Annotated in this window: 24 protein-coding genes; 13 read left to right on the top strand and 11 right to left on the bottom strand. The window is 60.9% G+C overall.

Annotated elements, in window-relative coordinates; translation table 11 throughout:
• Positions 1–39: 39 nt before the first annotated feature.
• Positions 40–732: a uracil-DNA glycosylase gene (gene ung, locus A7317_RS07315; protein WP_024073979.1), complete on the top strand. Its 693-nt coding sequence runs from the start codon at positions 40–42 to the stop codon at positions 730–732.
• A gap of 118 nt (positions 733–850) precedes the next feature.
• On the opposite strand, the gene A7317_RS07310 is transcribed toward ung, so the two are convergent.
• The 5 genes from A7317_RS07310 to A7317_RS07290 all read right to left on the bottom strand — a co-directional run bounded on the left by A7317_RS07310 (position 851) and on the right by A7317_RS07290 (position 6,309).
• Positions 851–1,888: an AbrB family transcriptional regulator gene (locus A7317_RS07310; RefSeq protein WP_069075466.1), complete on the bottom strand. Its 1,038-nt coding sequence runs from the start codon at positions 1,886–1,888 to the stop codon at positions 851–853.
• Complete coding sequence (locus A7317_RS07305) at positions 1,881–3,395, bottom strand: tripartite tricarboxylate transporter permease (protein ID WP_024073981.1); 1,515 nt, start codon at positions 3,393–3,395, stop codon at positions 1,881–1,883. Before A7317_RS07305 ends, A7317_RS07310 begins: the two co-directional genes overlap by 8 nt.
• 1 nt (position 3,396) lies before the next feature.
• Positions 3,397–3,855: a tripartite tricarboxylate transporter TctB family protein gene (locus A7317_RS07300; protein ID WP_024073982.1), complete on the bottom strand. Its 459-nt coding sequence runs from the start codon at positions 3,853–3,855 to the stop codon at positions 3,397–3,399.
• 130 nt (positions 3,856–3,985) lie between these two features.
• Entirely contained in the window at positions 3,986–4,975 is a 990-nt protein-coding gene (locus tag A7317_RS07295; RefSeq protein WP_172831377.1) for a Bug family tripartite tricarboxylate transporter substrate binding protein, read from the bottom strand.
• A gap of 41 nt (positions 4,976–5,016) precedes the next feature.
• Positions 5,017–6,309 (bottom strand): OprD family porin, encoded by a 1,293-nt coding sequence (locus tag A7317_RS07290; protein WP_069075464.1) that lies wholly within the window; start codon positions 6,307–6,309, stop codon positions 5,017–5,019.
• Between the two features lie 235 nt (positions 6,310–6,544).
• On the opposite strand from A7317_RS07290, the gene A7317_RS07285 reads away from it, so the two are divergent.
• Positions 6,545–7,216, top strand: coding sequence for a response regulator (locus A7317_RS07285; protein ID WP_024073986.1), 672 nt, complete (start codon positions 6,545–6,547; stop codon positions 7,214–7,216).
• Complete coding sequence (locus tag A7317_RS07280) at positions 7,209–8,594, top strand: sensor histidine kinase (protein ID WP_024073987.1); 1,386 nt, start codon at positions 7,209–7,211, stop codon at positions 8,592–8,594. The genes A7317_RS07285 and A7317_RS07280 overlap by 8 nt, the downstream gene beginning before the upstream one ends.
• On the opposite strand, the gene A7317_RS07275 is transcribed toward A7317_RS07280, so the two are convergent.
• A complete protein-coding gene (locus A7317_RS07275) occupies positions 8,595–9,416 on the bottom strand; it encodes an HDOD domain-containing protein (RefSeq protein ID WP_024073988.1) in 822 nt (273 codons plus the stop codon).
• 36 nt (positions 9,417–9,452) lie between these two features.
• Positions 9,453–10,394 carry a YgfZ/GcvT domain-containing protein gene (locus A7317_RS07270; RefSeq protein WP_069075463.1) on the bottom strand — a complete coding sequence of 314 codons (942 nt, stop codon included), beginning with the start codon at positions 10,392–10,394 and terminating at the stop codon, positions 9,453–9,455.
• A gap of 139 nt (positions 10,395–10,533) precedes the next feature.
• Between A7317_RS07270 and A7317_RS07265 the strand changes: the two genes are divergently transcribed.
• Positions 10,534–10,788 (top strand): succinate dehydrogenase assembly factor 2, encoded by a 255-nt coding sequence (locus A7317_RS07265; protein ID WP_069075462.1) that lies wholly within the window; start codon positions 10,534–10,536, stop codon positions 10,786–10,788.
• On the top strand, positions 10,772–11,218 hold the full coding sequence (locus A7317_RS07260) for a protein YgfX (RefSeq protein ID WP_024073991.1): 447 nt from the start codon (positions 10,772–10,774) through the stop codon (positions 11,216–11,218). Before A7317_RS07265 ends, A7317_RS07260 begins: the two co-directional genes overlap by 17 nt.
• Here the strand turns inward: A7317_RS07260 and nadB are convergent.
• On the bottom strand, positions 11,187–12,803 hold the full coding sequence (nadB, locus tag A7317_RS07255; RefSeq protein ID WP_024073992.1) for an L-aspartate oxidase: 1,617 nt from the start codon (positions 12,801–12,803) through the stop codon (positions 11,187–11,189). The two genes, A7317_RS07260 and nadB, sit on opposite strands and share 32 nt — an antisense overlap.
• Before the next feature lie 463 nt (positions 12,804–13,266).
• Here nadB and rpoE point away from each other — a divergent pair, with 463 nt between their 5' ends.
• From rpoE to A7317_RS07235, 4 genes are all read left to right on the top strand, one after another.
• Positions 13,267–13,848: an RNA polymerase sigma factor RpoE gene (rpoE, locus tag A7317_RS07250; protein WP_003172477.1), complete on the top strand. Its 582-nt coding sequence runs from the start codon at positions 13,267–13,269 to the stop codon at positions 13,846–13,848.
• A gap of 32 nt (positions 13,849–13,880) precedes the next feature.
• Positions 13,881–14,468: a sigma-E factor negative regulatory protein gene (locus A7317_RS07245; RefSeq protein ID WP_024073993.1), complete on the top strand. Its 588-nt coding sequence runs from the start codon at positions 13,881–13,883 to the stop codon at positions 14,466–14,468.
• Between the two features lie 16 nt (positions 14,469–14,484).
• On the top strand, positions 14,485–15,447 hold the full coding sequence (locus A7317_RS07240; protein WP_024073994.1) for a MucB/RseB C-terminal domain-containing protein: 963 nt from the start codon (positions 14,485–14,487) through the stop codon (positions 15,445–15,447).
• Between the two features lie 235 nt (positions 15,448–15,682).
• Positions 15,683–17,119, top strand: coding sequence for a DegQ family serine endoprotease (locus A7317_RS07235; protein WP_024073995.1), 1,437 nt, complete (start codon positions 15,683–15,685; stop codon positions 17,117–17,119).
• Positions 17,120–17,184: 65 nt separating this feature from the next.
• On the opposite strand, the gene A7317_RS07230 is transcribed toward A7317_RS07235, so the two are convergent.
• Positions 17,185–18,618: a M48 family metalloprotease gene (locus tag A7317_RS07230; RefSeq protein WP_024073996.1), complete on the bottom strand. Its 1,434-nt coding sequence runs from the start codon at positions 18,616–18,618 to the stop codon at positions 17,185–17,187.
• A gap of 94 nt (positions 18,619–18,712) precedes the next feature.
• On the opposite strand from A7317_RS07230, the gene A7317_RS07225 reads away from it, so the two are divergent.
• The gene (locus A7317_RS07225) at positions 18,713–18,952 is read left to right on the top strand and encodes a sulfurtransferase TusA family protein (protein WP_024073997.1); all 240 of its coding nucleotides are present in this window, start codon (positions 18,713–18,715) and stop codon (positions 18,950–18,952) included.
• A 32-nt stretch (positions 18,953–18,984) separates the two neighbouring features.
• Positions 18,985–20,055 (top strand): AI-2E family transporter, encoded by a 1,071-nt coding sequence (locus tag A7317_RS07220; protein ID WP_024073998.1) that lies wholly within the window; start codon positions 18,985–18,987, stop codon positions 20,053–20,055.
• 103 nt (positions 20,056–20,158) lie between these two features.
• Here the strand turns inward: A7317_RS07220 and A7317_RS07215 are convergent, their stop codons facing one another.
• Together A7317_RS07215 and A7317_RS07210 are read right to left on the bottom strand one after the other, a co-directional pair.
• Positions 20,159–20,632 carry a peroxiredoxin gene (locus A7317_RS07215; RefSeq protein WP_024073999.1) on the bottom strand — a complete coding sequence of 158 codons (474 nt, stop codon included), beginning with the start codon at positions 20,630–20,632 and terminating at the stop codon, positions 20,159–20,161.
• A 10-nt stretch (positions 20,633–20,642) separates the two neighbouring features.
• Positions 20,643–21,203 carry a glycine cleavage system protein R gene (locus A7317_RS07210; RefSeq protein WP_003172487.1) on the bottom strand — a complete coding sequence of 187 codons (561 nt, stop codon included), beginning with the start codon at positions 21,201–21,203 and terminating at the stop codon, positions 20,643–20,645.
• 273 nt (positions 21,204–21,476) lie between these two features.
• Between A7317_RS07210 and dapA the strand changes: the two genes are divergently transcribed.
• Both dapA and bamC read left to right on the top strand, forming a co-directional pair.
• Positions 21,477–22,355, top strand: coding sequence for a 4-hydroxy-tetrahydrodipicolinate synthase (gene dapA, locus A7317_RS07205; RefSeq protein WP_024074000.1), 879 nt, complete (start codon positions 21,477–21,479; stop codon positions 22,353–22,355).
• A 17-nt stretch (positions 22,356–22,372) separates the two neighbouring features.
• Positions 22,373–23,488 carry an outer membrane protein assembly factor BamC gene (gene bamC / locus A7317_RS07200; protein ID WP_024074001.1) on the top strand — a complete coding sequence of 372 codons (1,116 nt, stop codon included), beginning with the start codon at positions 22,373–22,375 and terminating at the stop codon, positions 23,486–23,488.
• Positions 23,489–23,491: the final 3 nt, after the last annotated feature.

Genomic DNA, 23,491 nt, shown 5'->3' with positions numbered 1-23,491 from the left:
TAGGGTTCGCCTCATTCTTTTTTACAAGACAATTCGAACATGACTGAAGGCGACCGTATCAAACTCGAACCCAGCTGGAAACACGCCCTGCGTGATGAGTTCGATAAGCCCTACATGGGCCAGTTGCGCGAGTTCCTGCGCCAGGAACATGCCGCCGGCAAAGAGATTTACCCGCCCGGCCCACTGATCTTCAACGCGCTCAACTCCACACCGCTGGACAAGGTCAAAGTGGTAATCCTCGGCCAGGACCCGTACCACGGCCCCGGCCAGGCCCACGGCCTGTGCTTCTCGGTGCAACCGGGGGTGCCGGCGCCGCCGTCGCTGGTCAATATCTATAAAGAGCTCAAGCGCGACCTGAACATCGACATCCCCAACCACGGCTACCTGCAAAGTTGGGCCGACCAGGGCGTGCTGATGCTCAACACCACCATGACCGTGGAGCGGGCCAACGCCAACGCCCATGCGGGCAAGGGCTGGCAGTTCTTTACAGATCGGATTATCGAGGTGGTCAGCGAGCACCAGCCGCACCTGGTGTTCCTGCTATGGGGCGCCCATGCACAAAGCAAGCAGAAGCTGATCGATGCGACCAAACACCTGGTGCTGACCTCGGTGCACCCGTCGCCGTTGTCGGCGTATCGCGGGTTTCTGGGTTGCGGGCATTTCAGCAGGACCAACAAGTTCCTGGAGCAGAATGGCGAGGCCCCGATTGAGTGGCGTCTACCGCCGCTCTAAGGCCAAGCACATGCAGAAAATGTGGGAGGGGGCTTGCCCCCGATGGCGGTGTATCAGAAACACATTCAGTGACTGACACTCCGCCATCGGGGGCAAGCCCCCTCCCACATTTAAAGGTTTAGGTTGTTTCCGGCTGACGGTTCCAATGCCGAAACAACGGCTCCGCCAAAAACAGCACAAACAACAACCGCATCACCTGCATGGCCGTCACCAACGGCACCGACAGTTGCAGGGTCTCGGCCGTAAGGCTCATTTCGGCAATCCCGCCGGGCATCATGCCCAGGGTCAGCGAGCGCAGGTCCAGCTGGGTGAGGGCGCTCAAACCCAGCGCCGCCAATGTCGCCAGCGCCATGGTCAGGGCCGTGCCGATCAAGGTGCGGCCCATGAATGAGGGAGCGCTGCGAAAGAACTGCCGATTGAAGTGGCAGCCCAACCCGCTGCCAATCAGCCATTGGCCGATCTGGCTGCCGCCGTCGGGCAAGCCGATATGCAGGTCCCACACCACACTGGCCGTCGCACTCACCAGCAACGGGCCGAACAGCCATGGGTTGGGCTGGTGTAGACGTTGCCAGCCCCACGCCACCAGTGCGCCGATGGGGAACAACAACGCCAGCCATGCCCAGCTCACGGGCGCCGGATGAAACTGCGGTGCGCCGCCGTCGAGCAGATACTTGAAGATCGCCGGCACACACAGCACCACCACCAGCACGCGCAAACTCTGCCCCGCCGCGACCCGGCTGAGCACCGCGCCATTGCGCGCGCCGAGGTTGACCATTTCACCGGAACCGCCCGGCATGCTGGAGAAAAACGCGGTGGCGCGGTCTTCACCGCTGCGGCGCATCAACCACACGCTGACCACGCTCGACAGGCTGGTGACCAACGCGCCGAAGAAGATCAGGCCGAAGTGGCTCATCACCTGTTCGATCACCAGTGGGGTGAAGTGCAGGCCGATGCCGATACCCACCACCCATTGGCCGCATTTGCGCCCGCCGGGAATCTCCGCCAACTGCCACGGCGTCAGGCAACGCACCAGGATAATCGCCAGCAGCGAGCCGACCATATACGGCAAAGGCCAGCCCACCAGGCTGGCCAGGTAACCGCCGGCCAAGCCGACCAGCGGTGTTCCCCACCATTGCTTGAAGGTGACCTCAGACATCGGCCACGGTACGACGCTGTTGCGCCCGTTTGCGCCAGATACGCAGCAGCGGCATGAACAGCATGATGGCGGTCAGTATCCACACGCCAAAGGTGATCGGGCTCGACCAGAGGATCTCCAGCGCGCCGTTGGAGATCGACAGCGCACGGCGCAGGTTCTGCTCCATCAGGCCGCCAAGGATAAAACCGAGCAGTACCGGCGACAGCGGGAAGTCCAGCTTGCGCAGGATGTAGCCGAAGATGCCGATACCGACCATCAGGAACAGGTCGAAGGTGGTGGCGTGCACCGCGTACACCCCGATCGCGGTGATGATGGCAATCACTGGCACCAGCGCCCAGTTCGGCACGGCGAGGATACGTGTGAAGATGCGGATCATCGGGATGTTGAGGATCACCAGCATGATGTTGGCGATGAACAGCGAAGCGATCAGGCCCCAGACGATGTCTGGTTGCTGTTGGAACAACAGTGGGCCTGGGGTGATGTTGTACAGCGACAGCGCGCCGATCATCACCGCCGTGGTGCCCGAGCCGGGAACGCCGAGGGTCAGCATCGGCACCAGGGCACCGCAGGCGGACGCACCGATGGCGGTTTCCGGCGCTGCCAGGCCGCGCATGTCACCCTGGCCGAACTTGCCACTGGCACCGGCCAGGCGTTTTTCGGTCATGTAGGCCACGGCCGAGGCCAAGGTGGCACCGGCACCCGGCAGTACACCCATGATGAAGCCCAGCAGGCCGCAACGAATGTTCACTACGAACACCGAACCCGCTTCCTTCAGGTTGAACATCATCCGTCCGGTGGCTTTGACTGCTTCCTGGCCACGGTGGGTTTTTTCCAGCAGCAACAGGATCTCGCTGATGGAGAACAAGCCGAGTACCAACACCACGAACTGGATGCCGTCGGTGAGGTGGATGTTATCCCCGGTAAATCGGTACACGCCGCTGTTGGCGTCGATGCCCACCGCTGACAGGAACAGGCCGATCAGTGCCGCCACAAACGTCTTCAGCGGCTTGTCGCCGGCCATGCCACCGAGGCAGACAATCGCGAACACCATCAGCACGAAATATTCCGCCGGGCCGAAGGCAATCGCCCACTTGGCCAGCAGCGGCGCAAACAGCACCATGCCGCAGGTGGCGATGAACGCGCCGATGAACGAACTCCACGCCGACAACGACAGGGCGACGCCGGCCAGGCCTTTGCGGGCCATCGGGTAGCCGTCGAGGGTGGTCATCACGGTGGAGGCTTCGCCTGGGATGTTGAGCAGGATCGAGCTGATACGGCCGCCGTATTCACAGCCCAGGTACACGGCTGCCAGCAGGATCAACGCCGATTCCGGCGGCAGGCCCAGGGCAAATGCGATGGGGATCAACAGCGCCACGCCGTTGATCGGGCCCAGGCCCGGCAGCAGGCCGACCACAGTGCCGATCAAGGTGCCACACAACGCGGTCACCAGGTTGTAGGGGGACAGCGCAACGCCGAAGCCCTGGCCCAAATAGCCAAAAGTATCCATATCAGTTCTCCAGAACGTCGAGCAGGCCGAGGGGCAGCGGAACATCCATGGCTTTATCGAACAGCAGATAAAGACCGATGGCCATCAGGCTGACGATCACCATGCTGGGCACCCAGCGGCCGCCATACAGGCGCGCCATCGGAATACCGATCAGCATGCTGCTGAGGATGAAACCCAGCGATTCGAAGGTGGTGGCAAACACGATCAACAGTGTCACGCACACGCCGATCTTGATCAGGGTTGCGCGGTCCAGCGCCGGTTCTTCCTCGGTGTGCTTGGTTGGCTGCGGGCGGAACAGCATGTAGATCAGCGCCAGGCTCATCAGCCCGAGCATCAGCAGCGGGTAGGCCCGAGGTCCCACGGGCTCGTAGGAAAAAGACGCCTGATACGGCCAGGCCATCAAGGCCAGCGCGGCGCATGCCACGAGCAGCATGGCGGCGAAAATGCGTTGTAAGAGCATTGGAAACTCCTTGGAGACTCTTGTCGGCGCGAGCTTGCTCACGAAGAACGCAAGGACGCCGCGTGTATCCAGGTAGCACGCGTCATCGTTGAAGTTTTTCGCGAGCAAGCCCGCTCCCACAGAGGCGCGATTACTGGATCAGGCCGAACTCTTTGGCCAGCACTTTGTAGTCAGCCACCTGTTTCTTCACGTAGGTGTCCAGTTCCGGGCCGGTCATGGCGAACGGGAACAGTTCGCGCTGGTCACGCAGCTTGGCAAAGTCGTCGGAGGCCAGCAGTTTGTCGAACGCGTCTTTCCACCAGGCATAGTCCGCATCGCTGACCTTTGGCCCGAGGTAGAAGCCACGCACCACTGGCCAGACGATGTCGTAGCCTTGCTCTTTGGCGGTCGGAATATTCTTCATTTCCGGCTCGTCCAGGCGCTCTTCGGAGAATACCGCCAGCAGGCGCATGTCACCGCTGAGGATATGCGGCATGGAGTCGGAGATGTCGGTGCTGCCCACCTGGATATGCCCACCGAGCAGGGCCGTGGCGATTTCGCCGCCGCCTTCGAGCGCCACGTAGCGCAGCTCGCGCGGGTTGATCCCGGCCGCCTTGGCGATCAGCGCGGTTTGCATCCAGTCCTGGCTGCCGACGGTGCCGCCGGAGCCGATGACCACGCTGCCTGGATCTTTCTTCAGGGCCTTTACCAGATCATCGAGGGTCTTGTAGGGCGAATCGGCTTTTACTGCGATGGCGCCGTAGCTGGTGCCGACTGCCGCCAGCCAACGTACGGCGCTCTCGTCGAAACGCCCGAACTTGCCCTGCGCCAGGTTCAACAGCGAACCGCTGGACCAGGCCACCAAGGTGCCGCCATCCGCCGGGCGCTGGGCGACCACCGCGTTGTACGCCACCGCGCCCACGCCGCCGGGCATGTAGGTCACGCGCATCGGCTTGCTCAGCAGCTTTTCGTTGACCAGCGCGCTTTGCGCCAGTTTGCAGGTCAGGTCAAAACCGCCGCCGGGGGAGGCCGGGGCGATGCATTCCGGGCGCTTGGGTTCGTCAGCGGCCAGCAGTTGGCCAGCGAACAGCATGCAGCCGGCGGCGAGGGCGAGTTTTCGCAATGAAAGGGTCATGGTTATCTCCGTCGTTGTTGTTATGAGTGGCTATTACCAGGCACTACTTACCAAAGCGCGACGCTGTAGCTGACCAGCAGGCGCATTTCATCCGCATCACGGGCTGAATAGTTGGAGCGATAAGTCGCGTTGCGCAGGCGCACGGCCACATCCTTGAACGTGCCGCTTTGCACCACGTACTTGATCTCGCTGTTGCGTTCCCACTCCTTGCCGGTCTCGCCGTTCTTGAGCTTGATGTTGTCACCCGAGAGGTAACGGCTCATGAAACTCAGGCCGGGAATGCCCAGCTTGGCGAAGTCATAGTCGTAGCGTGCCTGCCAGGAGCGCTCTTCAGCGCCGGCAAAGTCGTTGATCTGCACGAAGTTGACCAGGTACGGGTCGCTGCCATCCACATAGGGAAACGCGCTGTCGCCGGACATGTGCTGGTAGCCGGCGCTGAGCTTATGGCCATTGAGGGCATAGCTGAACAGGCCGTTGAGGGAGGTGTTGTCGATCTTGCCGCCACGCGCGCTGCCGGTGTCATCGCTGACGGCCAGGCGCAGGTCGGCGCCGAAGGTGCCGGGGCCCATCGGGCGCGCGGCAACCAGGCCGAGGAAGTGCTGGCGGTACACATCGTCGAGCTGGGCAAAGTGGTAGCTGCCGGTGATCTTGTCAGCGAACTTGTAGTCCACGCCGCCGAAGTTGAAGTGCTTGCCGGTGGCGCCGCTGAGGAAGCGGCTGTTCTTGTTGTTGAGGGCGATGTCCTCGTAGTTGGTATCGTCGCGGTCCTTGGCTTTGTCCAGGCGGCCGCCGGTGAAGACCAGGTTCTTGAATTCCTTGGAAGTGACCAGGCCACCGTTGAAGGTCTGCGGCAGGATGCGGCCGTCGTTGGGCTTGAGGATCGGCAGCTCGGGCATCAGTGCACCGATCTTCAGCTCGGTGGCGGAGATCTTCATTTTCCCGGTCAGGCCCAGCTTGGCGTACTCGTTGGCGGCGCGGCCGTCGTCGTGGGTGGGCAACAGGCCGGTGCCGGTGCGGTCGGGGCTGGAGTCGAGCTTGACCCCGAGCATGCCCAGCGCATCTACGCCAAAGCCCACGGTGCCGTCGGTGTAGCCCGATTGCAGGTTGAGCATGAAGCCCTGGGCCCATTCGTCGCGCTTGGATTGCTGGGCGCTGGTGCCGTCGCGAAAGTCACGGTTGAAGTACATGTTACGGGTTTCCAGGGTCGCGCTGCTGTCTTCGAAGAAGGCAGCCTGGCTAAGCGGCGAAAAGCCGGCAAAGGCAGCGGCACTGGCAAGGGCGGTGTGGGTCAGGCGGGAAAAACGCACAGGCGGGAAAGCCTGGGGCTGTGTCGACAGCATCGTTGTGCACTCCGTTATTGTTCTTATTTTGGCGAAAACGCTTCGAGGCGTTTTTCGGTCGCTACGGATCAGGTAGCGCGGCAGGCATGACCTACCGTGGCTGGATGCTAAAGGGCGAAGCTTTCACTAACCTTTCAGTTGGCTTTCAATGTTTTCGGGCTTCACAGGCCAGGCCGCGCCTGTAAACTGCCCCGCAAAGCGTGGCGCCGACCACCCCCGAACGAGGTAGAAATCCATGCGTGTCCTCCTGGTTGAAGACCATCTGCAACTGGCCGAAAGTGTCGCCCAAGCGCTCAAGAGCACGGGGTTGACTGTCGATGTGCTGCACGATGGGGTGGCTGCGGACCTGGCCTTGAGCAGTGAGGAATACGCAGTGGCCATCCTTGATGTCGGCCTTCCGCGCATGGACGGTTTTGAGGTGCTGGCGCGCTTGCGGGCGCGTGGGAAAAATCTGCCGGTGTTGATGCTGACTGCGCGCAGTGACGTGAAGGACCGCGTGCATGGCCTGAACCTGGGGGCCGATGATTATCTGGCCAAGCCATTTGAGCTGACGGAGCTGGAAGCGCGGGTCAAGGCGTTGTTGCGGCGCAGCGTCCTGGGCGGCGAGCGTCAGCAAACCTGCGGTGTGCTGGTCTATGACCTCGACACCCGCCGCTTCACGGTAGGCGGCGAGCTGATGACGTTGACCTCCCGCGAGCAAGCGGTGCTTGAAGCGCTGATCGCGCGGCCCGGCCGAGTCATGAGCAAGGAACAACTGGCCTCCCAGGTTTTTGGCCTCGACGAAGAGGCCAGCCCCGATGCCATCGAAATCTACGTACACCGCCTGCGCAAGAAACTCGATGGCCAACCCATCGCCATCGTGACCTTCCGTGGCTTGGGCTACCTGCTGGAAGCCCGCGATGCATAAGCCCAGCAGCCTGCGCTGGCGGTTGCTGTGGAACCTGGCACTGCTCATGGTGCTGTTGATGCTCGCCAGCGGCATGAGTGCCTACTGGAACGGTCGCGAAGCCGCCGACACCGCCTATGACCGCACGCTGCTGGCCTCGGCACGCACCATTGCCGCCGGCTTGACCCAGGTGGATGGCACCCTCAGCGCCAATGTGCCGTATGTGGCCCTGGACACCTTTGCCTACGACAGCGCCGGTCGCATCTATTACCAGGTCAATGACATCGACCAGAAGCTGATCTCCGGTTATGAAAACCTCCCCGGCCCGCCACCCGGCACGCCGCGTACCGACGATTACCCGGCGTTGGCGCGCTTCTATAACGCCACGTACCAGGGCCAGCCCGTGCGTGTGGTCAGCCTGCTCAAGGCTGTCTCCGAGCCGAACATGAACGGCATGGCGGAAATTCGCGTGGCCGAGACCGATGAAGCCCGGGTCAGCATGGCCCGCAGCCTGATGGCCGACACCTTGCTGCGCCTGGGCATGCTCGGCATTGGCGCGTTGCTACTGGTGTGGTTTGCCGTGAGTGCGGCGCTGCGCCCGTTGGAGCGCCTGCGTACGGCCGTGGAAGAGCGCCAGCCCGATGATTTGCGGCCGTTACCGTTGGTGGAAGTGCAGCTTGAGTTTGGCCCGCTGGTGCGCTCGCTCAACCATTTCACCGAACGCTTGCGCGGGCAGTTCGAGCGCCAGGCGCAGTTTATTGCCGACGCCGCCCATGAACTGCGGACCCCTTTGGCGGCGCTCAAGGCCCGCCTTGAACTGGGCCTGCGCAGCGACGCCCCTGCGACCTGGCGTAGCACTCTGGAAAGCGCGGCCCAAGGCACCGACCGCCTGACCCATCTGGCCAATCAATTGCTGTCGTTGGCCCGTATTGAAAACGGCGCGCGGGCGATTGCCGAAGGCGGCGCGCAGTTGCTGGACCTCAGCCAATTGGCCCGTGAACTGGGTATGGCGATGGCGCCGTTGGCCCATGCGCGTGGGGTTGCATTGGCCTTGGAGGCGGATGAGCCGGTGTGGTTGCGCGGTGAACCGACGTTGCTCAATGAGCTGCTCAGCAACCTGGTGGATAACGCCCTGGCCCATACGCCTCCCGGCGGCAATGTGATCCTGCGGGTCACGGCGCCGGCGGTACTGGAAGTGGAAGACGATGGCCCTGGCATCCCGCTGGATGAACGGGATCGGGTGTTCGAACGCTTCTATCGACGTAGCCAACAGGGCATGGGGTCCGGCCTGGGGCTGGCGATTGTCGGCGAGATCTGTCGGGCGCACCTGGCGCAGATCAGTTTGCACGACGGGGAGCAGGCAGGGTTGAAGGTGCGGGTGAGTTTTATCGCCGGTTGATCAATCAAACATCGAGCGCGCTTCATCGAGCTCGGCGCGCAAGGCATCGCTGTAAGGATCGACTTGCAGCTTTTTCATCGCCGGTACGCTGGAGATGGGAACGTCGGCCAGGGGATGATCGGTACCGCGGTAGCAGTACAGCACCGCGACTTGGACGATGTCGACGTAATCGAGGTGGGCAGAGTCGCGCTCCAGGTCCAGGTATTGGCCGGGCAGTTTTGCCAGCATCTCCGGGAAGTCCCACCGACCGAGGAGTTTGTCCCCCAGTTGCGGGTGGATGCTGTCAATCACGTGGTTAAGGCTGACCGGGTCTGAGAGCAACTCGTAGTGGTCTTCGGCGTAGGTCAGGATCGGCAGCACGCCGATCTGGTGGACCAGGCCACCCAAGGCCGCCTGGTCTGGCTTGAGCTGGCTGTGGTTGCGGCACAAGGCATAGCTGACACCGGCCACTTCCAGGCTGCGGCGCCATACGTCGCGCATTTTCTGTTCAACCACATCGGAGCGGGCGTGGAAGATCTGTTCCATCACCAGGCCGATAGCCAGGTTGCTGCTGTAGTTGGTGCCCAGCCGAGTGATGGCTGTGTGAAGGTCGGTCACTTCCTGGGTCGCGCGCAGCAGCGGGCTGTTGACCACTTTGATCAGGCGTGCCGACAGCGCGGTGTCGCGACCGATCACCTTGCTCAAGTGGCTGATGCTGATTTCCGGGTCTTCAGCGGCCTGACGAATGTTCAGGGCCACTTCCGGTAATGTCGGCAGAACCAGGTCATCGTTGTCGATGGCCTTCACCAAAGCCTGTTGGACTTTTTCCTCCAGCTTGTTCATTCATGCTCTCTAGGGTGTTGCAAAAGGGTACGGCGATCAGCGCTGGATCTCTCGATCCCGGTCGAGTAGGTAAGGCAGATCAAGCAGTTGCAAACCGGGGCCTTCCAGTGTGCCTACATGAACATCGCCACTCTCGGCTGCTTCGGCTTGCAACACGGCCAGAAGTTCAATCCCCTGGTGTGCTTTTGCTGCGATTACCACTTCGCCGATCGCACTGGTGTGGCTGGGGGCAAACAGTGGAGTGCCTGGCTCGGGCAGTTCAGCGGCATCCAGGCTCAGGCGGTACAGGCGGCGCTTGAGCTTGCCCAGGTACTGCATGCGCGCGACGATTTCCTGGCCGGTGTAGCAGCCTTTCTTGAAGCTGACGCCGCCAACGGCTTGCAGATTGAGCATCTGTGGAATGAACAGTTCGCGGGTTTGCGCCATCACCTGGCCGATACCGGCGCGGACCTGGCCCAGCAGCCATTCATTCAAGGCTGATTCTTTCAATTGAGCGCTCAATTGGCTGCGCACGGCTTCTGCCTGCTCGGCAGGTACCCAGAGCTCAGCGCGGCCGGGTGAGACGCGAATGGCGATCAGCGCTTCGGTACGCGCCACGCTATCGGTCTCGGTGGGCAGCACCAGGCCCAGGCTGGCGAGGGCCGCGTCTGCATCCGACAGGCCGAACCGTACCCAGGCGGCACTTTCGTCGGTGAGCTTGGATTTTGAGAACACCGCGTACTTTTTCAAGTCCGCCAGTTGCGGCTCCAGCAGCTCGGTCGCCATGGCCAGCAACACCCCGTCACCTTGCAACAGGATGCGGAAGCTCGACTGCATGCGCCCTTTTTGGGTGCAGCGCGCGCCGAGGCTGGCCTGGGTGTCGCTCAGGTAATTGAGGTTGCAGGTCAGTTGTCCCTGCAGGAACTTGGCAGCGTCGGAGCCGCGGACGGCGAGAACGCCTTCGTGGGACAGGGGGCAGAAAAAAGCAGAGTCAGCCATGGGTCATCGCAGGTCAAAAAGTCATGGGTGCATCATAGAGGGGCGCCCGGCAAATGGATAGTTTCTGTAAGGGCGACCAAAGCCGACTGTTCCGGTGCCGTCGGGCCTGTATACTTGCGCTCTATTTGAGGAGCGCTCCATGGTCGAAGATGTAGAACTCAATCGCCTCTACTGGCACAGCCGCCGCGGCATGCTTGAACTGGATGTGTTGCTGGTGCCATTCGTCAAAGAGGTTTACGCCACTCTCAACGAGGTGGATCGCGCCTGTTACGTGCGGCTGCTGGAATGCGAAGACCAGGACATGTTCGGCTGGTTCATGGAGCGCGCAGAGTCCGAAGACCCGGAACTGCAACGCATGGTTCGGATGATCCTGGACCGTGTCCAGCCCAAGTAATCGCTTTGAATGCCGCTGGCAGGCCTCACGGCTGATGCTGGCGGTGTATCTCCTGGCCCAGCTGTTCGCGTTGGGTGCCTTGCTCGTTATCGACCTACCGTTCTCCAGCCTGGCTGGCTTGCTGTGCCTGGCGCATGGGGCTTGGGTTGTGCCGCGCCATATCCTGCTGACACACCGTTCGTCGATTCGTGGCCTGCGCCGCGACGAAGACGGCTGGCAGTTGTGGAGCGCGGCGCGAGGCTGGCACAGCGTACAGTTGCGCCCGGACAGCCTGGCCTTACCGCTGATCGTGGTGTTGCGCTATCGCGTGCAGGGGGAGTGGCGAGTCCGTTCGACCTGCGTGCCGAGGGATTCGCAGGGCGCCGATGTGCACCGGCGCCTGCGCGTTCGCTTGAAATTCAGCCGCCGTAGGTGGTTGGCACCAGGATAGTGTCGCGGGCCTCGGGCAGCATCTGTGGGTAGTCGAGGGTGTAGTGCAGGCCCCGGCTTTCCTTGCGTTCCATGGCCGAGCGGATCATCAGTTCCGCAACCTGGGCCAGGTTGCGCAATTCGATCAGGTCACGGCTGACCTTATAGTTGCTGTAGAACTCATCGATCTCATCCAGCAGCAGGCGCACCCGGTGTTGAGCCCTTTGCAGGCGCTTGTTGGTGCGCACGATCCCCACGTAGTCCCACATGAAGCGCCGCAGCTCGTCCCAGTTGTGGGCGATGATCACGTCTTCATCCGAATCGGTAACCTGGCTGGCGTCCCAACGGGGCAGGGCGGCGGGCACAGGAATGCGCGGCAGTTGGTCCAGAATGTCCGCCGCGGCCGAGCGTGCGTAGACGAAGCATTCGAGCAGCGAGTTGCTGGCCATGCGGTTGGCGCCGTGCAGGCCGGTGAAGCTGGTTTCGCCGATCGCGTACAAGCCAGGTACGTCGGTGCGGCCATGTTGGTCGACCACCACGCCGCCGCAGGTGTAGTGCGCGGCCGGCACTACCGGGATCGGGCCCTTGGTGATGTCGATGTTGAAGGCCAGGCAGCGCTCGTAGACCGTTGGGAAGTGGGTCTTGATGAAGGCTTCGGGCTTGTGGCTGATATCGAGATAGACGCAGTCGATGCCCAGGCGCTTCATTTCATGGTCGATGGCGCGGGCGACGATATCCCGCGGCGCCAGCTCGGCGCGCGGGTCAAAGCGTTGCATGAAGCGCTCGCCATTCGGCAGTTTCAGGTGGGCGCCTTCGCCGCGCAGAGCCTCGGTGATCAGGAAACTCTTGGCCTGCGGGTGATACAGGCAGGTGGGGTGGAACTGGTTGAATTCCAGGTTGGCCACCCGGCAGCCTGAGCGCCAGGCCATGGCAATGCCATCGCCGCAGGCCCCGTCGGGGTTGCTGGTATAGAGGTATACCTTGGCCGCGCCACCCGAGGCGAGGATGGTGAAACGCGCGCCGTAGGTATCGACTTCGCCGCTGGTGCGGTTGAGTACGTAGGCGCCGAGGCAGCGTTCGCCTTCCAGGCCCAGGCGTTTTTCGGTGATCAGGTCGACGGCGACGCGTTGCTCGAGCAATTCGATGTTGGGGCGTTGGCGGGCCTGGTCGAGCAGGGTCTTGAAGATTGCAGCGCCGGTGGCATCGGCCGCATGAATGATGCGTCGATGGCTGTGGCCGCCTTCGCGGGTCAGGTGGAATTCGAAACCACCGTCGTCGCTCCCCGCGTGTTCATCGCGGGTGAACGGCACGCCCTGGTCGATCAGCCATTGGATCGCTTCGCGGCTGTGCTCGACGGTGAACCGCACCGCGTCTTCGTTGCACAAGCCGGCGCCCGCGTTGAGGGTGTCTTCGACGTGGGATTGCACTGTGTCGGTGTCGTCCAATACCGCGGCGACACCGCCCTGGGCCCAGAATGTCGAGCCGTTGGCCAGGTCGCCTTTGCTCAGTACGGCAATGCGCAGGTGGCTGGGGAGGGTCAGTGCAAGGCTCAGGCCGGCCGCGCCGCTACCGATCACCAGGACATCGTGTTGAAACTGTTGGCTCATTGGAAGGATTCCGCAAAAAGCGATCCGAAGGATTGGCGCAAACAGGACGCCTGGATCGGCGAATCAAAGGGGCACACGGGCTACTAGTATATAGAGGGGGGGAGCGGCACAATAGCCGCGCATTCGTGGCAATGTGAGATTACGGTGCACAGCCAGGGTAAAATCGGCCAGTTATTGAAACGGGAACTTTTTGCATAAGCTCCGACTCAATAGCAGGTTGCCCGGAAGCTGGGAAAACGTTGAGTTTATTGGCCCGTCGGGAGCATTGGACGCGTCAGAAAACCGACGACAAGATTATTCGCGCAGTCGGCGTTGCCCGTACTGCGTTTTTCGTGTGTGCCAAATCAGTGCATGCCGGAAACTTGCTTGGAGGGGGAGAACTTTTGCGAAAAGTCCTAGTCTATGTTTGCAAGCCTGATCGTTTAGTTATGCAAGCCTCCTTCAAGTACAACGAGGAGTGTTCATGCTAACCCAGGAAGAGGATCAGCAGCTGGTCGAGCGCGTTCAACGCGGCGACAAGCGAGCTTTTGATCTGCTAGTGCTGAAATACCAGCACAAAATTCTCGGGTTGATCGTGCGGTTTGTGCACGACACCCATGAAGCGCAGGACGTTGCACAGGAAGCCTTTATCAAGGCATACCGTGCACTGGGCAATTTTCGCGGTGATAGTGCGTTTTACACGTGGCTATATCGCATCGCCATCAACACGGCGAAGAACTATCTGGTGTCTCGCGGACGCCGCCCACCGGATAGTGATGTAAGTTCAGAAGATGCAGAATTTTACGATGGTGATCACGGCCTCAAAGATCTCGAGTCGCCGGAGCGTGCATTGCTGCGCGACGAGATCGAAGGAACCGTTCATCGCACAATTCAGCAACTGCCAGAAGATTTGCGTACGGCGTTAACTTTACGTGAATTCGATGGTCTGAGTTACGAAGACATTGCGAGCGTCATGCAGTGTCCGGTGGGGACTGTAAGGTCACGGATTTTCCGGGCCCGGGAAGCCATCGATAAAGCCTTGCAACCGTTGTTGCAGGAAAACTAAAGACAGCGGCGACAGCCAAGAGAGGAACCGCCATGAGTCGTGATGCCCTGCAGGAATCGCTGTCCGCAGTGATGGATAACGAAGCGGATGAACTGGAACTTCGTCGAGTGCTCAACGCATTTGATGATGCCGAAACCCGTGACACCTGGTCTCGTTACCAAGTTGCTCGGGCGGTGATGCACAAGGATCTCCTAATCCCTCGTCTGGATATTGCTGCGGCCGTTTCTGCTGCACTGGCTGATGAAGCCGTTCCGGCAAAAGCTGCGCGTGGACCGTGGCGTAGCCTGGGTCGTCTGGCAGTGGCTGCTTCGGTGACTGTTGCCGTATTGGCCGGTGTTCGCCTGTACAACCAGGACGAGATCGCCGGTGCCGAACTGGCCCAGCAGACCCAGCAGCCGGTCATGGCCGGTCCCCAAGTCAAGGGCCCAGCTGTACTGGCCGGCTACAAGGAAAGCTCCGAAACCACTGGCCCAATGGCCAATGGCGTTCTTCAAGGGCAATCCGGCTGGCAGGACCAGCGTCTTCCAGGCTACCTGCGCCAACACGCCCAGGAATCGGCCTTGAAAGGCACTGAAAGCGCTTTGCCATACGCTCGCGCAGCAAGCCTGGAAAACCGCTGAACCGTTAAGGAGCCCTATGCGCGCCATACCGCTCCTTACGCTTTTGCTTAGTGGCTGGTTTGCACTCCCCGCCCACGCCGATGAAGCCCAAGACTGGCTGACTCGACTTGGGCGTGCAGAGCAGCAGCAAAGCTTTCAAGGGACGTTCGTCTACGAGCGTAACGGCAGTTTCTCTACCCATGACATCTGGCATCGTGTCCAGGATGGCCAAGTCCGTGAGCGGCTTTTGCAGCTTGACGGTTCGGCTCAGGAAGTCGTGCGCGTAGATGGCCGGACACAGTGCGTCAGTGGCACATTGGTCGCAGGTCTTGGTAATTCGCGTGACGCGCCTTCGCGTACGCTTGATCCGCAAAAACTCACTCAATTCTACGAACTGGCCGTTATCGGCAAATCTCGCGTGGCCGGTCGTAATGCAGTGATTGTGTCGATCACCCCGCGCGACCAATACCGTTATGGGTTCGAGTTGCATCTGGACCGTGAGACTGCCTTGCCGCTCAAGTCCCTGCTGCTCAATGACCAGGGTCAATTACTCGAGCGCTTCCAGTTCACGCGACTGAACACTGCGGTCCTGCCAGATGACCGTGACTTGCAGCCCAGCAGCGAATGCACGCCTATTGCAGTCGTCAACAGCAAGGCGCCTGAAGTCGAGGCTACGGAGGCCTGGCACCTTGAATGGCTGCCTCCCGGATTTCAGTTGACCAGTCGCAGTACCCGTAAAGACACCCAGACCAAAGCAACCGTCGATAGCCTGATGTACGAAGATGGGCTGGCGCGTTTTTCGGTGTTTCTTGAGCCGATCAGCGACGTAAGCGTGTCGGAAACTCGTACACAGCTAGGCCCTACGGTTGCTGTGTCTCGCCGCCTGAACACGGTGGAGGGAGAAATGATGGTGACGGTCGTCGGCGAAATCCCGATTGGCACTGCCGAGCGCATCGCGCTGTCGGTACGCGGTGATAAAAAGCCAGTGACCAAGCCGTGAGTCGTTAATCTTATGTTCATCCTGACCTTTCACTCTAAGTCCCTGCCAGGTTGGTTGCCGAGAGACATGAAATGTCCGGATCAGCATTTTCACTTGCAAAAATCCCTCATGTTTTTTATAGGTCAGGGCATGTCGGCTCTGGCCTTGTTTTGTTCGCGGAACAAAGATGTCGGTCGCAGTTTCCGGCGTTTTTTGAACCCTGTCGCTCAACCCTGCTCGTCGTAACGGGAGCTGTATGTCGATACCACGTTTGAAGTCTTACCTATCCATAGTCGCCACGGTATTGGTGCTGGGTCAGGCCGTGTCCGCGCAAGCGGTCGAGCTGCCTGACTTCACTCAACTGGTTGAGCAAGCCTCGCCTGCCGTGGTGAATATCAGTACCACGCAGAAATTGCCGGATCGCAAAGTCTCGAACCAGCAGATGCCCGACCTGGAGGGCTTGCCGCCGATGCTGCGCGAGTTCTTCGAGCGTGGCATGCCGCCGCAACAGCGATCCCCCCGTGGTGGCGGTCAGCGTGAAGCGCAATCCCTGGGCTCTGGCTTCATCATTTCGCCGGATGGCTACATCCTCACCAACAACCATGTGATTGCCGACGCTGACGAGATTCTGGTGCGCCTGGCCGACCGCAGTGAGTTGAAAGCCAAGCTGGTCGGCACCGATCCTCGTTCCGACGTGGCCTTGCTGAAAATCGATGGCAAGGACCTGCCGGTGCTGAAACTGGGCAAGTCCCAGGACCTGAAGGCAGGGCAATGGGTAGTGGCAATCGGTTCGCCGTTTGGCTTTGACCATACGGTGACCCAGGGTATTGTCAGCGCCATCGGTCGCAGCCTGCCGAACGAAAACTATGTACCGTTCATCCAGACCGACGTGCCGATCAACCCGGGCAACTCCGGTGGTCCACTGTTCAACCTGAACGGCGAAGTGGTGGGGATCAACTCGCAGATCTACACCCGTTCCGGTGGGTTCATGGGCGTGTCGTTCGCCATCCCGATCGACGTGGCCATGGATGTTTCCAACCAGCTGAAAAGCGGTGGCAAGGTCAGCCGTGGCTGGTTGGGCGTAGTGATTCAGGAAGTGAACAAAGACCTGGCTGAATCCTTCGGCCTCGACAAACCGGCGGGTGCCCTGGTCGCGCAGATCCAGGATGACGGCCCTGCTGCCAAAGGCGGCCTGCAAGTGGGCGACGTGATCCTGAGCATGAATGGCCAGCCGATCATCATGTCGGCAGACCTGCCGCACCTGGTGGGCGCACTCAAGGCAGGTAGCAAGGCCAAGCTGGAAGTGATCCGTGAAGGCAAGCGCCAGAACGTTGAACTGACCGTTGGCGCGATCCCTGAAGAAGGCGCGACCCTCGACGCCCTGGGTAACACCAAGCCGGGCGCCGAACGCAGCAGCAATCGCCTGGGTATTGCCGTGGCCGAGCTGACCGATGAGCAGAAAAAGACCTTCGACCTGAAAAGCGGCGTGGTGATCAAGGAAGTCCAGGACGGCCCTGCGGCGTTGATTGGCCTGCAGCCAGGTGACGTGATTACTCACCTGAACAATCAGGCGATCGACAACACCAAGCAGTTCACCGACATCGCCAAGGCGCTGCCGAAGAACCGTACGGTATCGATGCGGGTATTGCGTCAGGGCCGTGCCAGCTTCATTACCTTCAAGCTGGCTGAGTAACACAGCCCAATAAAAAAGCCCCGCCTTCGTTCAGCGAAGGCGGGGCTTTTTTGTGGGTGATGGGTTTAACTCATCATCCCTTTGACCAGGCGTTCCTGTTCGATCAGCTCGCGCTGGCGTGCATCGATGCGGGATGACAGGGGGAAGTTGTTGCCGGCGCGGCGCTTGGCAAAGTCCAGCTGCTGGATCGCCTGCTGGAAATCGCCCACCAGTGCAAAGTACTCGGCGCGAGCCTGATGCAGGCCGATGATGTTGCCGGACAAGCCGCGCGTCTCCGCGACCTGATACCACACGTCCGGATCGTCCGGGCGGGACTTGAGCAAGCCGTCCAGGGCTTTTTCTGCATCGGCGGTGCGGTTCTGCTTGAGCAGCAAGTCAACCCGCACCTGGTTCAGCGGATAGTTGCCGGGGTACTGGGTAAGCATCCGGTCGGTCCGTTGCTGGGCATCCGGCAAGTGATTGCTGGTGATGTCCAGCTCGATTTGCGCGAGGTTGTAGGTGATGTCGTTGGGGGCCTTGGCCAGCAACGGGGCCAGGTTTTCCCTGGCTTGCTTGAGCTGGGTGCCCTTGATCTGGGCAATGGCCAGGCCATAGCGCGCCACATCGTTCTTCGGGTTCTCGTCCAACTGTGCCTGAAAGCGCTTGGCGGCCAGCCCAGGCGTGTCTTCGTATTGCAACTGCACCCGTGCGCGAATCAACTGATAGCGCAGACTGTCTTCCTTGCCACCGGGCTTGGCTTGCTCCGCGCGGTTGCGGGTGTCGGCGATCCGCGATTCGGTTACCGGGTGAGTCAGCAGGAATTCAGGGGGCTTGGCGTCGAAGCGGTATTGGCGCATCAGGCGCTCGAACATGGTCGGCATGGAGCGCGGGTCGTAACCGGCTTTTTCAAGGTTGAGGATGCCGATACGGTCGGCCTCTTGCTCATTCTGGCGAGAGAACCTTCGTTGCTCCTGGATCGCAGCGGCCTGGGTGCCGGCGATCGCGGCAATACCGGCATCGCCGGCACCTGCGGCTGCAGCAATGATGCCGCCAAGCAAGGCGGCCATCATCGGGATCTGCATGCGTTGCTGTGCTTCCACGCCTCGGGCGAAATGGCGTTGCGACAAGTGAGCCAATTCGTGAGCCAGCACTGAAGCGTACTCACCTTCGGTCTGCGCATTCAGGAACAGGCCGCCGTTGACCCCCACAATGCCGCCAGGTGCGGCAAAGGCGTTGAGCTGCGGGCTGTCGATCAGGATGAACTCCAGGCGCCGGTCATTGACCTGGCTGGTCTCCACCAGCTTGTACACGCTGGTTTCGACGTAATCCTTGAGCTGCGGGTCGTTAAGCTGTGAGACCTGGCCGCGCAGGTAAGCCAGCCAGGCACGACCCAGTTGGTATTCCTGTTGTGGCGAGACAATGGCAGAGCTGGCGTCGCCAAGTGACGGCAGGTCGTCAGCGAAGCCTGGAGAGGCCAGCAGGCAAGCCAGCGTCAGCAGGGTGGGGCGCAAGAAAGTCATGCACAGAGCCTTTGGACAAAGAGCTTACTGTAGCCGGACACTGAGCTTCGGACCAGATATTCTAAGCACCCCGAACGCTGCCCGGAGTAAAACCATGACCGACGCTGTAGCCTTTGATGCCGAACTCGATGCCAGCGGCCTCAATTGCCCGTTGCCCTTGCTCAAGGCCAAGTTGGAACTCAATCGTTTGGCCAGTGGCGCAATACTCAAGGTGATCGCCACGGACGCAGGTTCCCAGCGTGACTTTCGCACCTTTGCCAAACTGGCAGGCCACACGTTGTTGCATGAAGAAGATGCAGCCGGCGTCTACTGTTACTGGTTGCGCAAGGCCTGAGCCGTTTGCCCCCCATTGTCTGAGGTTGATTGATGTTCAAGGTGTTACGAGACTGGATTCAGCGTTACTTTTCCGATGAAGAAGCCGTGGTGCTGGCGGTCCTGCTCTTCCTCGCGTTCACCGCCGTACTCACCTTGGGCGGCATGCTCGCGCCGGTGCTGGCGGGGATGGTGCTGGCCTACCTGATGCAAGGCCTGGTTACCACCCTGGAGCGTCTGCGCTTGCCGGGCGCGGCGGCGGTGGGCTTGGTGTTTGCCTTGTTCATGGGGTTGCTGCTGGTCTTTATCGTGATCGTGGTACCGCTGTTGTGGCACCAATTGATCACCCTGTTCAACGAGCTGCCGGGCATGCTCGCCAAATGGCAGTCACTGTTGCTGCTGTTGCCGGAGCGCTATCCGCACCTGGTATCGGACGAGCAGGTGCTACAGGCCATCGAAGTGGCCCGTGGCGAGATCGGAAAATTCGGCCAATGGGCGCTTACTTTTTCCCTGTCCAGCCTGCCGCTGCTGGTCAATATCATGATCTACCTGGTGCTGGTGCCGATCCTGGTGTTCTTCTTCCTTAAAGACCGCGCAATGATCGGTCGCTGGGTCAGTGGCTACCTGCCGCGCGAGCGGGCGCTGATTACCCGGGTGGCTGAGGAGATGAACCGGCAGATTGCCAACTACATTCGGGGCAAGGTCATTGAGATCATTATCTGTGGGGGCGTGACCTACATCGCCTTTATCGCCCTGGACTTGAACTACGCAGCGCTGTTGGCCTTGCTGGTCGGCATTTCCGTGGTGGTACCGTATGTCGGCGCCGTGGTGGTGACGGTACCGGTCACATTGATCGCCCTGTTCCAGTGGGGCTGGAGCGACCAGTTCATCTACCTGATGGCGGTGTACGGGATTATCCAGACCCTGGACGGCAACGTGCTGGTGCCGCTGCTGTTCTCCGAAGCCGTCAACCTGCACCCGGTGGCAATCATCTGCGCGGTATTGTTGTTCGGCGGGTTGTGGGGATTTTGGGGGGTGTTCTTTGCGATTCCCCTGGCAACGCTGTTCAAGGCGGTGCTGGACGCGTGGCCGCGGCAGGAGCCGGTGGTGGCGCCTTTGTTATAGCGGCAGGGCGAATTGTGACGAGGGCGCTTGCTGCCTTTTTATCGGAGCTGCTTCGCAGCCCAGCGGGAGCAAGCGCCCTCGTTACAGTGGCTCGCGCTGCTGATCAGGCCTTGTTCAAAGCCTGCGCCGCCGCCAACACAGCGTCCACATGCCCCGGCACTTTCACGCCGCGCCATTCCTGACGCAGTACTCCTTCGCTATCGATCAGGAACGTGCTGCGATCCACACCCAGGTATTCCTTGCCGTATAGCTTCTTCAGCTTGATGACATCGAACAGTTGGCAAACCGCCTCGTCCTTGTCGCTGATCAGCTCAAAGGGGAATGCCTGCTTGCCCTTGAAGTTCTCGTGGGACTTCACGCTGTCGCGCGACACGCCAAACACCTCGGTGTTGGCGGCCTTGAACGCTGCGTACTGGTCACGGAAACCCTGGCCTTCAGTGGTGCAGCCCGGGGTGCTGTCCTTCGGGTAGAAGTAGATCACCACTTGCTTGCCCTTGAGGGCTTTGATGCTGAAGGTCTGGCCGCTGGTGGCCGGGGCTTCGAAATCGGCTACGGGTTTGTCGATGACTACCGCCATGGAGGGTTCCTTACATTGGGTTCTGTGGGCGCCAAGGCTCGATCAGCGCGTCAAGGTTCAAGGCATCGGCGAAGTCCAGGAACTGGTCGCGCAACCAGCTGATCTGCACGCCGGCCGGCAAGGTCACGGTGAAGGTGGCATTGAGCATGGTGCCGCCGGTTTGCGGGGCCTGGTACGTGTCGCAGGTCAGGTTCTCCAGTTCGACGTTATGGTCGATAAAGAACTGGCACAGCTCATTGACGATGTCCGAGCGATAGGCCGAGCTGACATACGCGACATAAGGCAGGGCCTGGGGACGGTTCTCCAGGGCGGCGCTGCGCACCACGTTGACGGTGAAGTCGTGCTTCTTGGCCAGGCCCGGCAGGCCAGTCTCAAGGCGCGCCAGGGCGTCCCAGGTGCCGGAGATCTGCAACACCAGCGCACTGCACTCGCCATGGCGGGTCAGGCGCGAGGTCACGACGGCGCAGCGGTTTTCATGGCTGGCGCGGCACAGGACGTTGGTCAGCTCCATGGGGTTGGCGCCGAGGGCACTGATAACAAGGAATTGTTCGCGAACTGTGGGGGTGGACATGCAGCCTTCCTAAAACGATGAGCGGTCGATACGGTGAGGGCTGTATCGATCAAAGCATGAAGGGTAGCGAAAAGCGTCGCCAAGGGATAGGAGGTGGCGTTTTCATTGCGTGATCGGCGGGTTTTTACCCCACCGCGACCTCCACTTTCGCGCAATGATGGCATTGCCCGTCGTTTAGTTGATCCAGAACGCATCCTCAGGCGGTACTTCGCTTGTACAAGCATCTTGGCGCCAGTACCATTACGGCTCTCTTTTTCCGGCAGGAGCGGTTGCATGATTGCGGGCAGTATGGTGGCACTGGTCACACCCATGGATGCACAAGGTCATCTCGACTGGGACAGCCTTGGCAAACTGGTGGACTTCCACCTGCAAGAAGGCACCAACGCCATCGTGGCGGTCGGCACCACGGGTGAATCGGCCACCCTCGATGTGGAAGAACACATCCAGGTGATCGAATTCGTGGTCAAGCGTGTCGCGGGCCGTATCGCCGTGATCGCCGGTACGGGCGCCAACTCGACGCGTGAAGCCATCGAGCTGACCAGGAACGCCAAGAAAGCCGGCGCAGATGCCTGCCTGCTGGTGACCCCGTACTACAACAGGCCGACCCAGGAAGGCCTGTACCAGCACTTCCGCACCATTGCCGAAGCCGTCGATATTCCGCAGATCCTCTACAACGTACCGGGCCGCACCGCGTGCGACATGAAGGCTGAGACCGTGATCCGCCTGTCCACCGTGCCGAACATCATCGGCATCAAGGAAGCCACCGGCGACCTGCAACGTGCCAAGGACATCCTGGCCGGCGTGCGCAGCGACTTCCTGGTGTATTCCGGTGACGACGCCACTGCAGTCGAGCTGATCCTGCTGGGCGGCAAGGGCAACATTTCCGTGACCGCCAACGTGGCCCCCCGCGCCATGAGCGACATGTGCGCAGCCGCCCTTGCTGGCGATGCCGTGACTGCCCGTGCGATCCACGAGAAGCTGATGCCACTCAACAAGACACTGTTTATCGAATCCAACCCTATTCCCGTGAAATGGGCGCTGTTCGAGATGGGCATGATGCCGGACGGTATCCGTCTGCCGCTCACCCGTCTGAGCGAAGCCTTTCACGAACCGCTGCGACAGGCCCTGCGCCAGTCCGGCGTCCTGGTTTAATTGAGGAAGCACTACGCATGAAGCGATTGGCCGGACTTTCCGCACTTGCCTTGATTATCTCCAGCACCAGTGGCTGCGGTTGGATCTGGGGCCCGGAAGGCTACTTCCGTGACCGCGGCAGCGATTACCTGGAAGCACAAGCAACCAAACCGATGCAATTGCCACCGGACGTCAATGTTGCCAAGCGCCTTGACCCGTTGCTGCCGATCCCGCGTAACGTGGCCGACGACACCACTAAGGGTGAGTACGTAGTGCCACGTCCACAGCCGATCTCGGCCGTGGCGGATGCCAGCGACTACAGCTTGCAGAAGAGCGGTGACTCGCGTTGGATCGTGGCGCAGCGCCCACCTGCCGAAGTCTGGCCGGTGGCCGTGCAGTTCTTCCAGGACAACGGTTTCCGCATCGACGAGCAGCGCCCGCAGACCGGTGAGTTCACCACCGCATGGCAGCAAGGCAGCGAGCTGTCCGCCAACATGGCCAAGCGCCTGCAGGCCGGTGGCGTCGCGGCTGACAGCGAAGCCCGTGTGCGTGTGCGCATCGAGCCTGGCGTACAGCGCAATACCAGTGAAGTCTATGTGGTCAGCGCCGAGCGTCCTGCCGGCAGCACGTCCAACGTCGAGTTCACCAACCGCTCGGTCAACACCGGCGTCGATGCCGCCTTGGTCGACGAGATGCTGGCCAGCATGAGCCGTATTTCCGAGAAGGGCGGTTCCGTTTCTCTGCTCGCGGCGCGTGATTACGACACCCCTAGCCGCGTCAGTCTCACCGAGGACGGCAGCGGCAACGTGGTGCTGAACCTGGGTGAAGACCTGGACCGTGCCTGGGCCAGTGTGGGTCGTGCTTTGGAACAAGGCCCTTGGCGCGTTGAAGACATCAACCGCAGCCTCGGCCTGTACTACATCAACGTGGCTGAAAAAGCCGAGAAGAAAGACGACGAGCCTGGTTTCTTCGGCAAGTTGTTCGGCAGCAAGCCGACCAAGGAAGAGATCGAAACCCGCGCCGAGCGTTATCAGGTTCGCCTGAGCAAGGTTGGCGAAACCGTACAAGTCACCGTCGAGAAAAACATCAACACCGTTGCGCCCGCTGAAACAGCGCGCAAAGTGTTGGGCGTGATTCAAGACAACCTGGGCTGATCC

Source organism: Pseudomonas fluorescens (genome assembly GCF_001708445.1).
In the GTDB taxonomy this organism is placed as follows: domain Bacteria; phylum Pseudomonadota; class Gammaproteobacteria; order Pseudomonadales; family Pseudomonadaceae; genus Aquipseudomonas; species Aquipseudomonas gorinensis.
The sequence above is the reverse complement of the archived record's forward strand: the minus strand, read 5'-3'. Positions and strand labels throughout refer to the sequence as shown.

What these genes read in the sequence shown, in the direction of transcription:
- ung (WP_024073979.1), top strand. Translation starts at nt 40, where the DNA reads ATGACTGAAGGCGACCGTATCAAACTCGAACCCAGCTGGAAACACGCC.
- A7317_RS07310 (WP_069075466.1), bottom strand. Translation starts at nt 1,888, where the DNA reads ATGTCTGAGGTCACCTTCAAGCAATGGTGGGGAACACCGCTGGTCGGC.
- A7317_RS07305 (WP_024073981.1), bottom strand. Translation starts at nt 3,395, where the DNA reads ATGGATACTTTTGGCTATTTGGGCCAGGGCTTCGGCGTTGCGCTGTCC.
- A7317_RS07300 (WP_024073982.1), bottom strand. Translation starts at nt 3,855, where the DNA reads ATGCTCTTACAACGCATTTTCGCCGCCATGCTGCTCGTGGCATGCGCC.
- A7317_RS07290 (WP_069075464.1), bottom strand. Translation starts at nt 6,309, where the DNA reads ATGCTGTCGACACAGCCCCAGGCTTTCCCGCCTGTGCGTTTTTCCCGC.
- A7317_RS07285 (WP_024073986.1), top strand. Translation starts at nt 6,545, where the DNA reads ATGCGTGTCCTCCTGGTTGAAGACCATCTGCAACTGGCCGAAAGTGTC.
- A7317_RS07280 (WP_024073987.1), top strand. Translation starts at nt 7,209, where the DNA reads ATGCATAAGCCCAGCAGCCTGCGCTGGCGGTTGCTGTGGAACCTGGCA.
- A7317_RS07275 (WP_024073988.1), bottom strand. Translation starts at nt 9,416, where the DNA reads ATGAACAAGCTGGAGGAAAAAGTCCAACAGGCTTTGGTGAAGGCCATC.
- A7317_RS07270 (WP_069075463.1), bottom strand. Translation starts at nt 10,394, where the DNA reads ATGGCTGACTCTGCTTTTTTCTGCCCCCTGTCCCACGAAGGCGTTCTC.
- A7317_RS07265 (WP_069075462.1), top strand. Translation starts at nt 10,534, where the DNA reads ATGGTCGAAGATGTAGAACTCAATCGCCTCTACTGGCACAGCCGCCGC.
- nadB (WP_024073992.1), bottom strand. Translation starts at nt 12,803, where the DNA reads ATGAGCCAACAGTTTCAACACGATGTCCTGGTGATCGGTAGCGGCGCG.
- rpoE (WP_003172477.1), top strand. Translation starts at nt 13,267, where the DNA reads ATGCTAACCCAGGAAGAGGATCAGCAGCTGGTCGAGCGCGTTCAACGC.
- A7317_RS07245 (WP_024073993.1), top strand. Translation starts at nt 13,881, where the DNA reads ATGAGTCGTGATGCCCTGCAGGAATCGCTGTCCGCAGTGATGGATAAC.
- A7317_RS07240 (WP_024073994.1), top strand. Translation starts at nt 14,485, where the DNA reads ATGCGCGCCATACCGCTCCTTACGCTTTTGCTTAGTGGCTGGTTTGCA.
- A7317_RS07235 (WP_024073995.1), top strand. Translation starts at nt 15,683, where the DNA reads ATGTCGATACCACGTTTGAAGTCTTACCTATCCATAGTCGCCACGGTA.
- A7317_RS07230 (WP_024073996.1), bottom strand. Translation starts at nt 18,618, where the DNA reads ATGACTTTCTTGCGCCCCACCCTGCTGACGCTGGCTTGCCTGCTGGCC.
- A7317_RS07225 (WP_024073997.1), top strand. Translation starts at nt 18,713, where the DNA reads ATGACCGACGCTGTAGCCTTTGATGCCGAACTCGATGCCAGCGGCCTC.
- A7317_RS07220 (WP_024073998.1), top strand. Translation starts at nt 18,985, where the DNA reads ATGTTCAAGGTGTTACGAGACTGGATTCAGCGTTACTTTTCCGATGAA.
- A7317_RS07215 (WP_024073999.1), bottom strand. Translation starts at nt 20,632, where the DNA reads ATGGCGGTAGTCATCGACAAACCCGTAGCCGATTTCGAAGCCCCGGCC.
- A7317_RS07210 (WP_003172487.1), bottom strand. Translation starts at nt 21,203, where the DNA reads ATGTCCACCCCCACAGTTCGCGAACAATTCCTTGTTATCAGTGCCCTC.
- dapA (WP_024074000.1), top strand. Translation starts at nt 21,477, where the DNA reads ATGATTGCGGGCAGTATGGTGGCACTGGTCACACCCATGGATGCACAA.
- bamC (WP_024074001.1), top strand. Translation starts at nt 22,373, where the DNA reads ATGAAGCGATTGGCCGGACTTTCCGCACTTGCCTTGATTATCTCCAGC.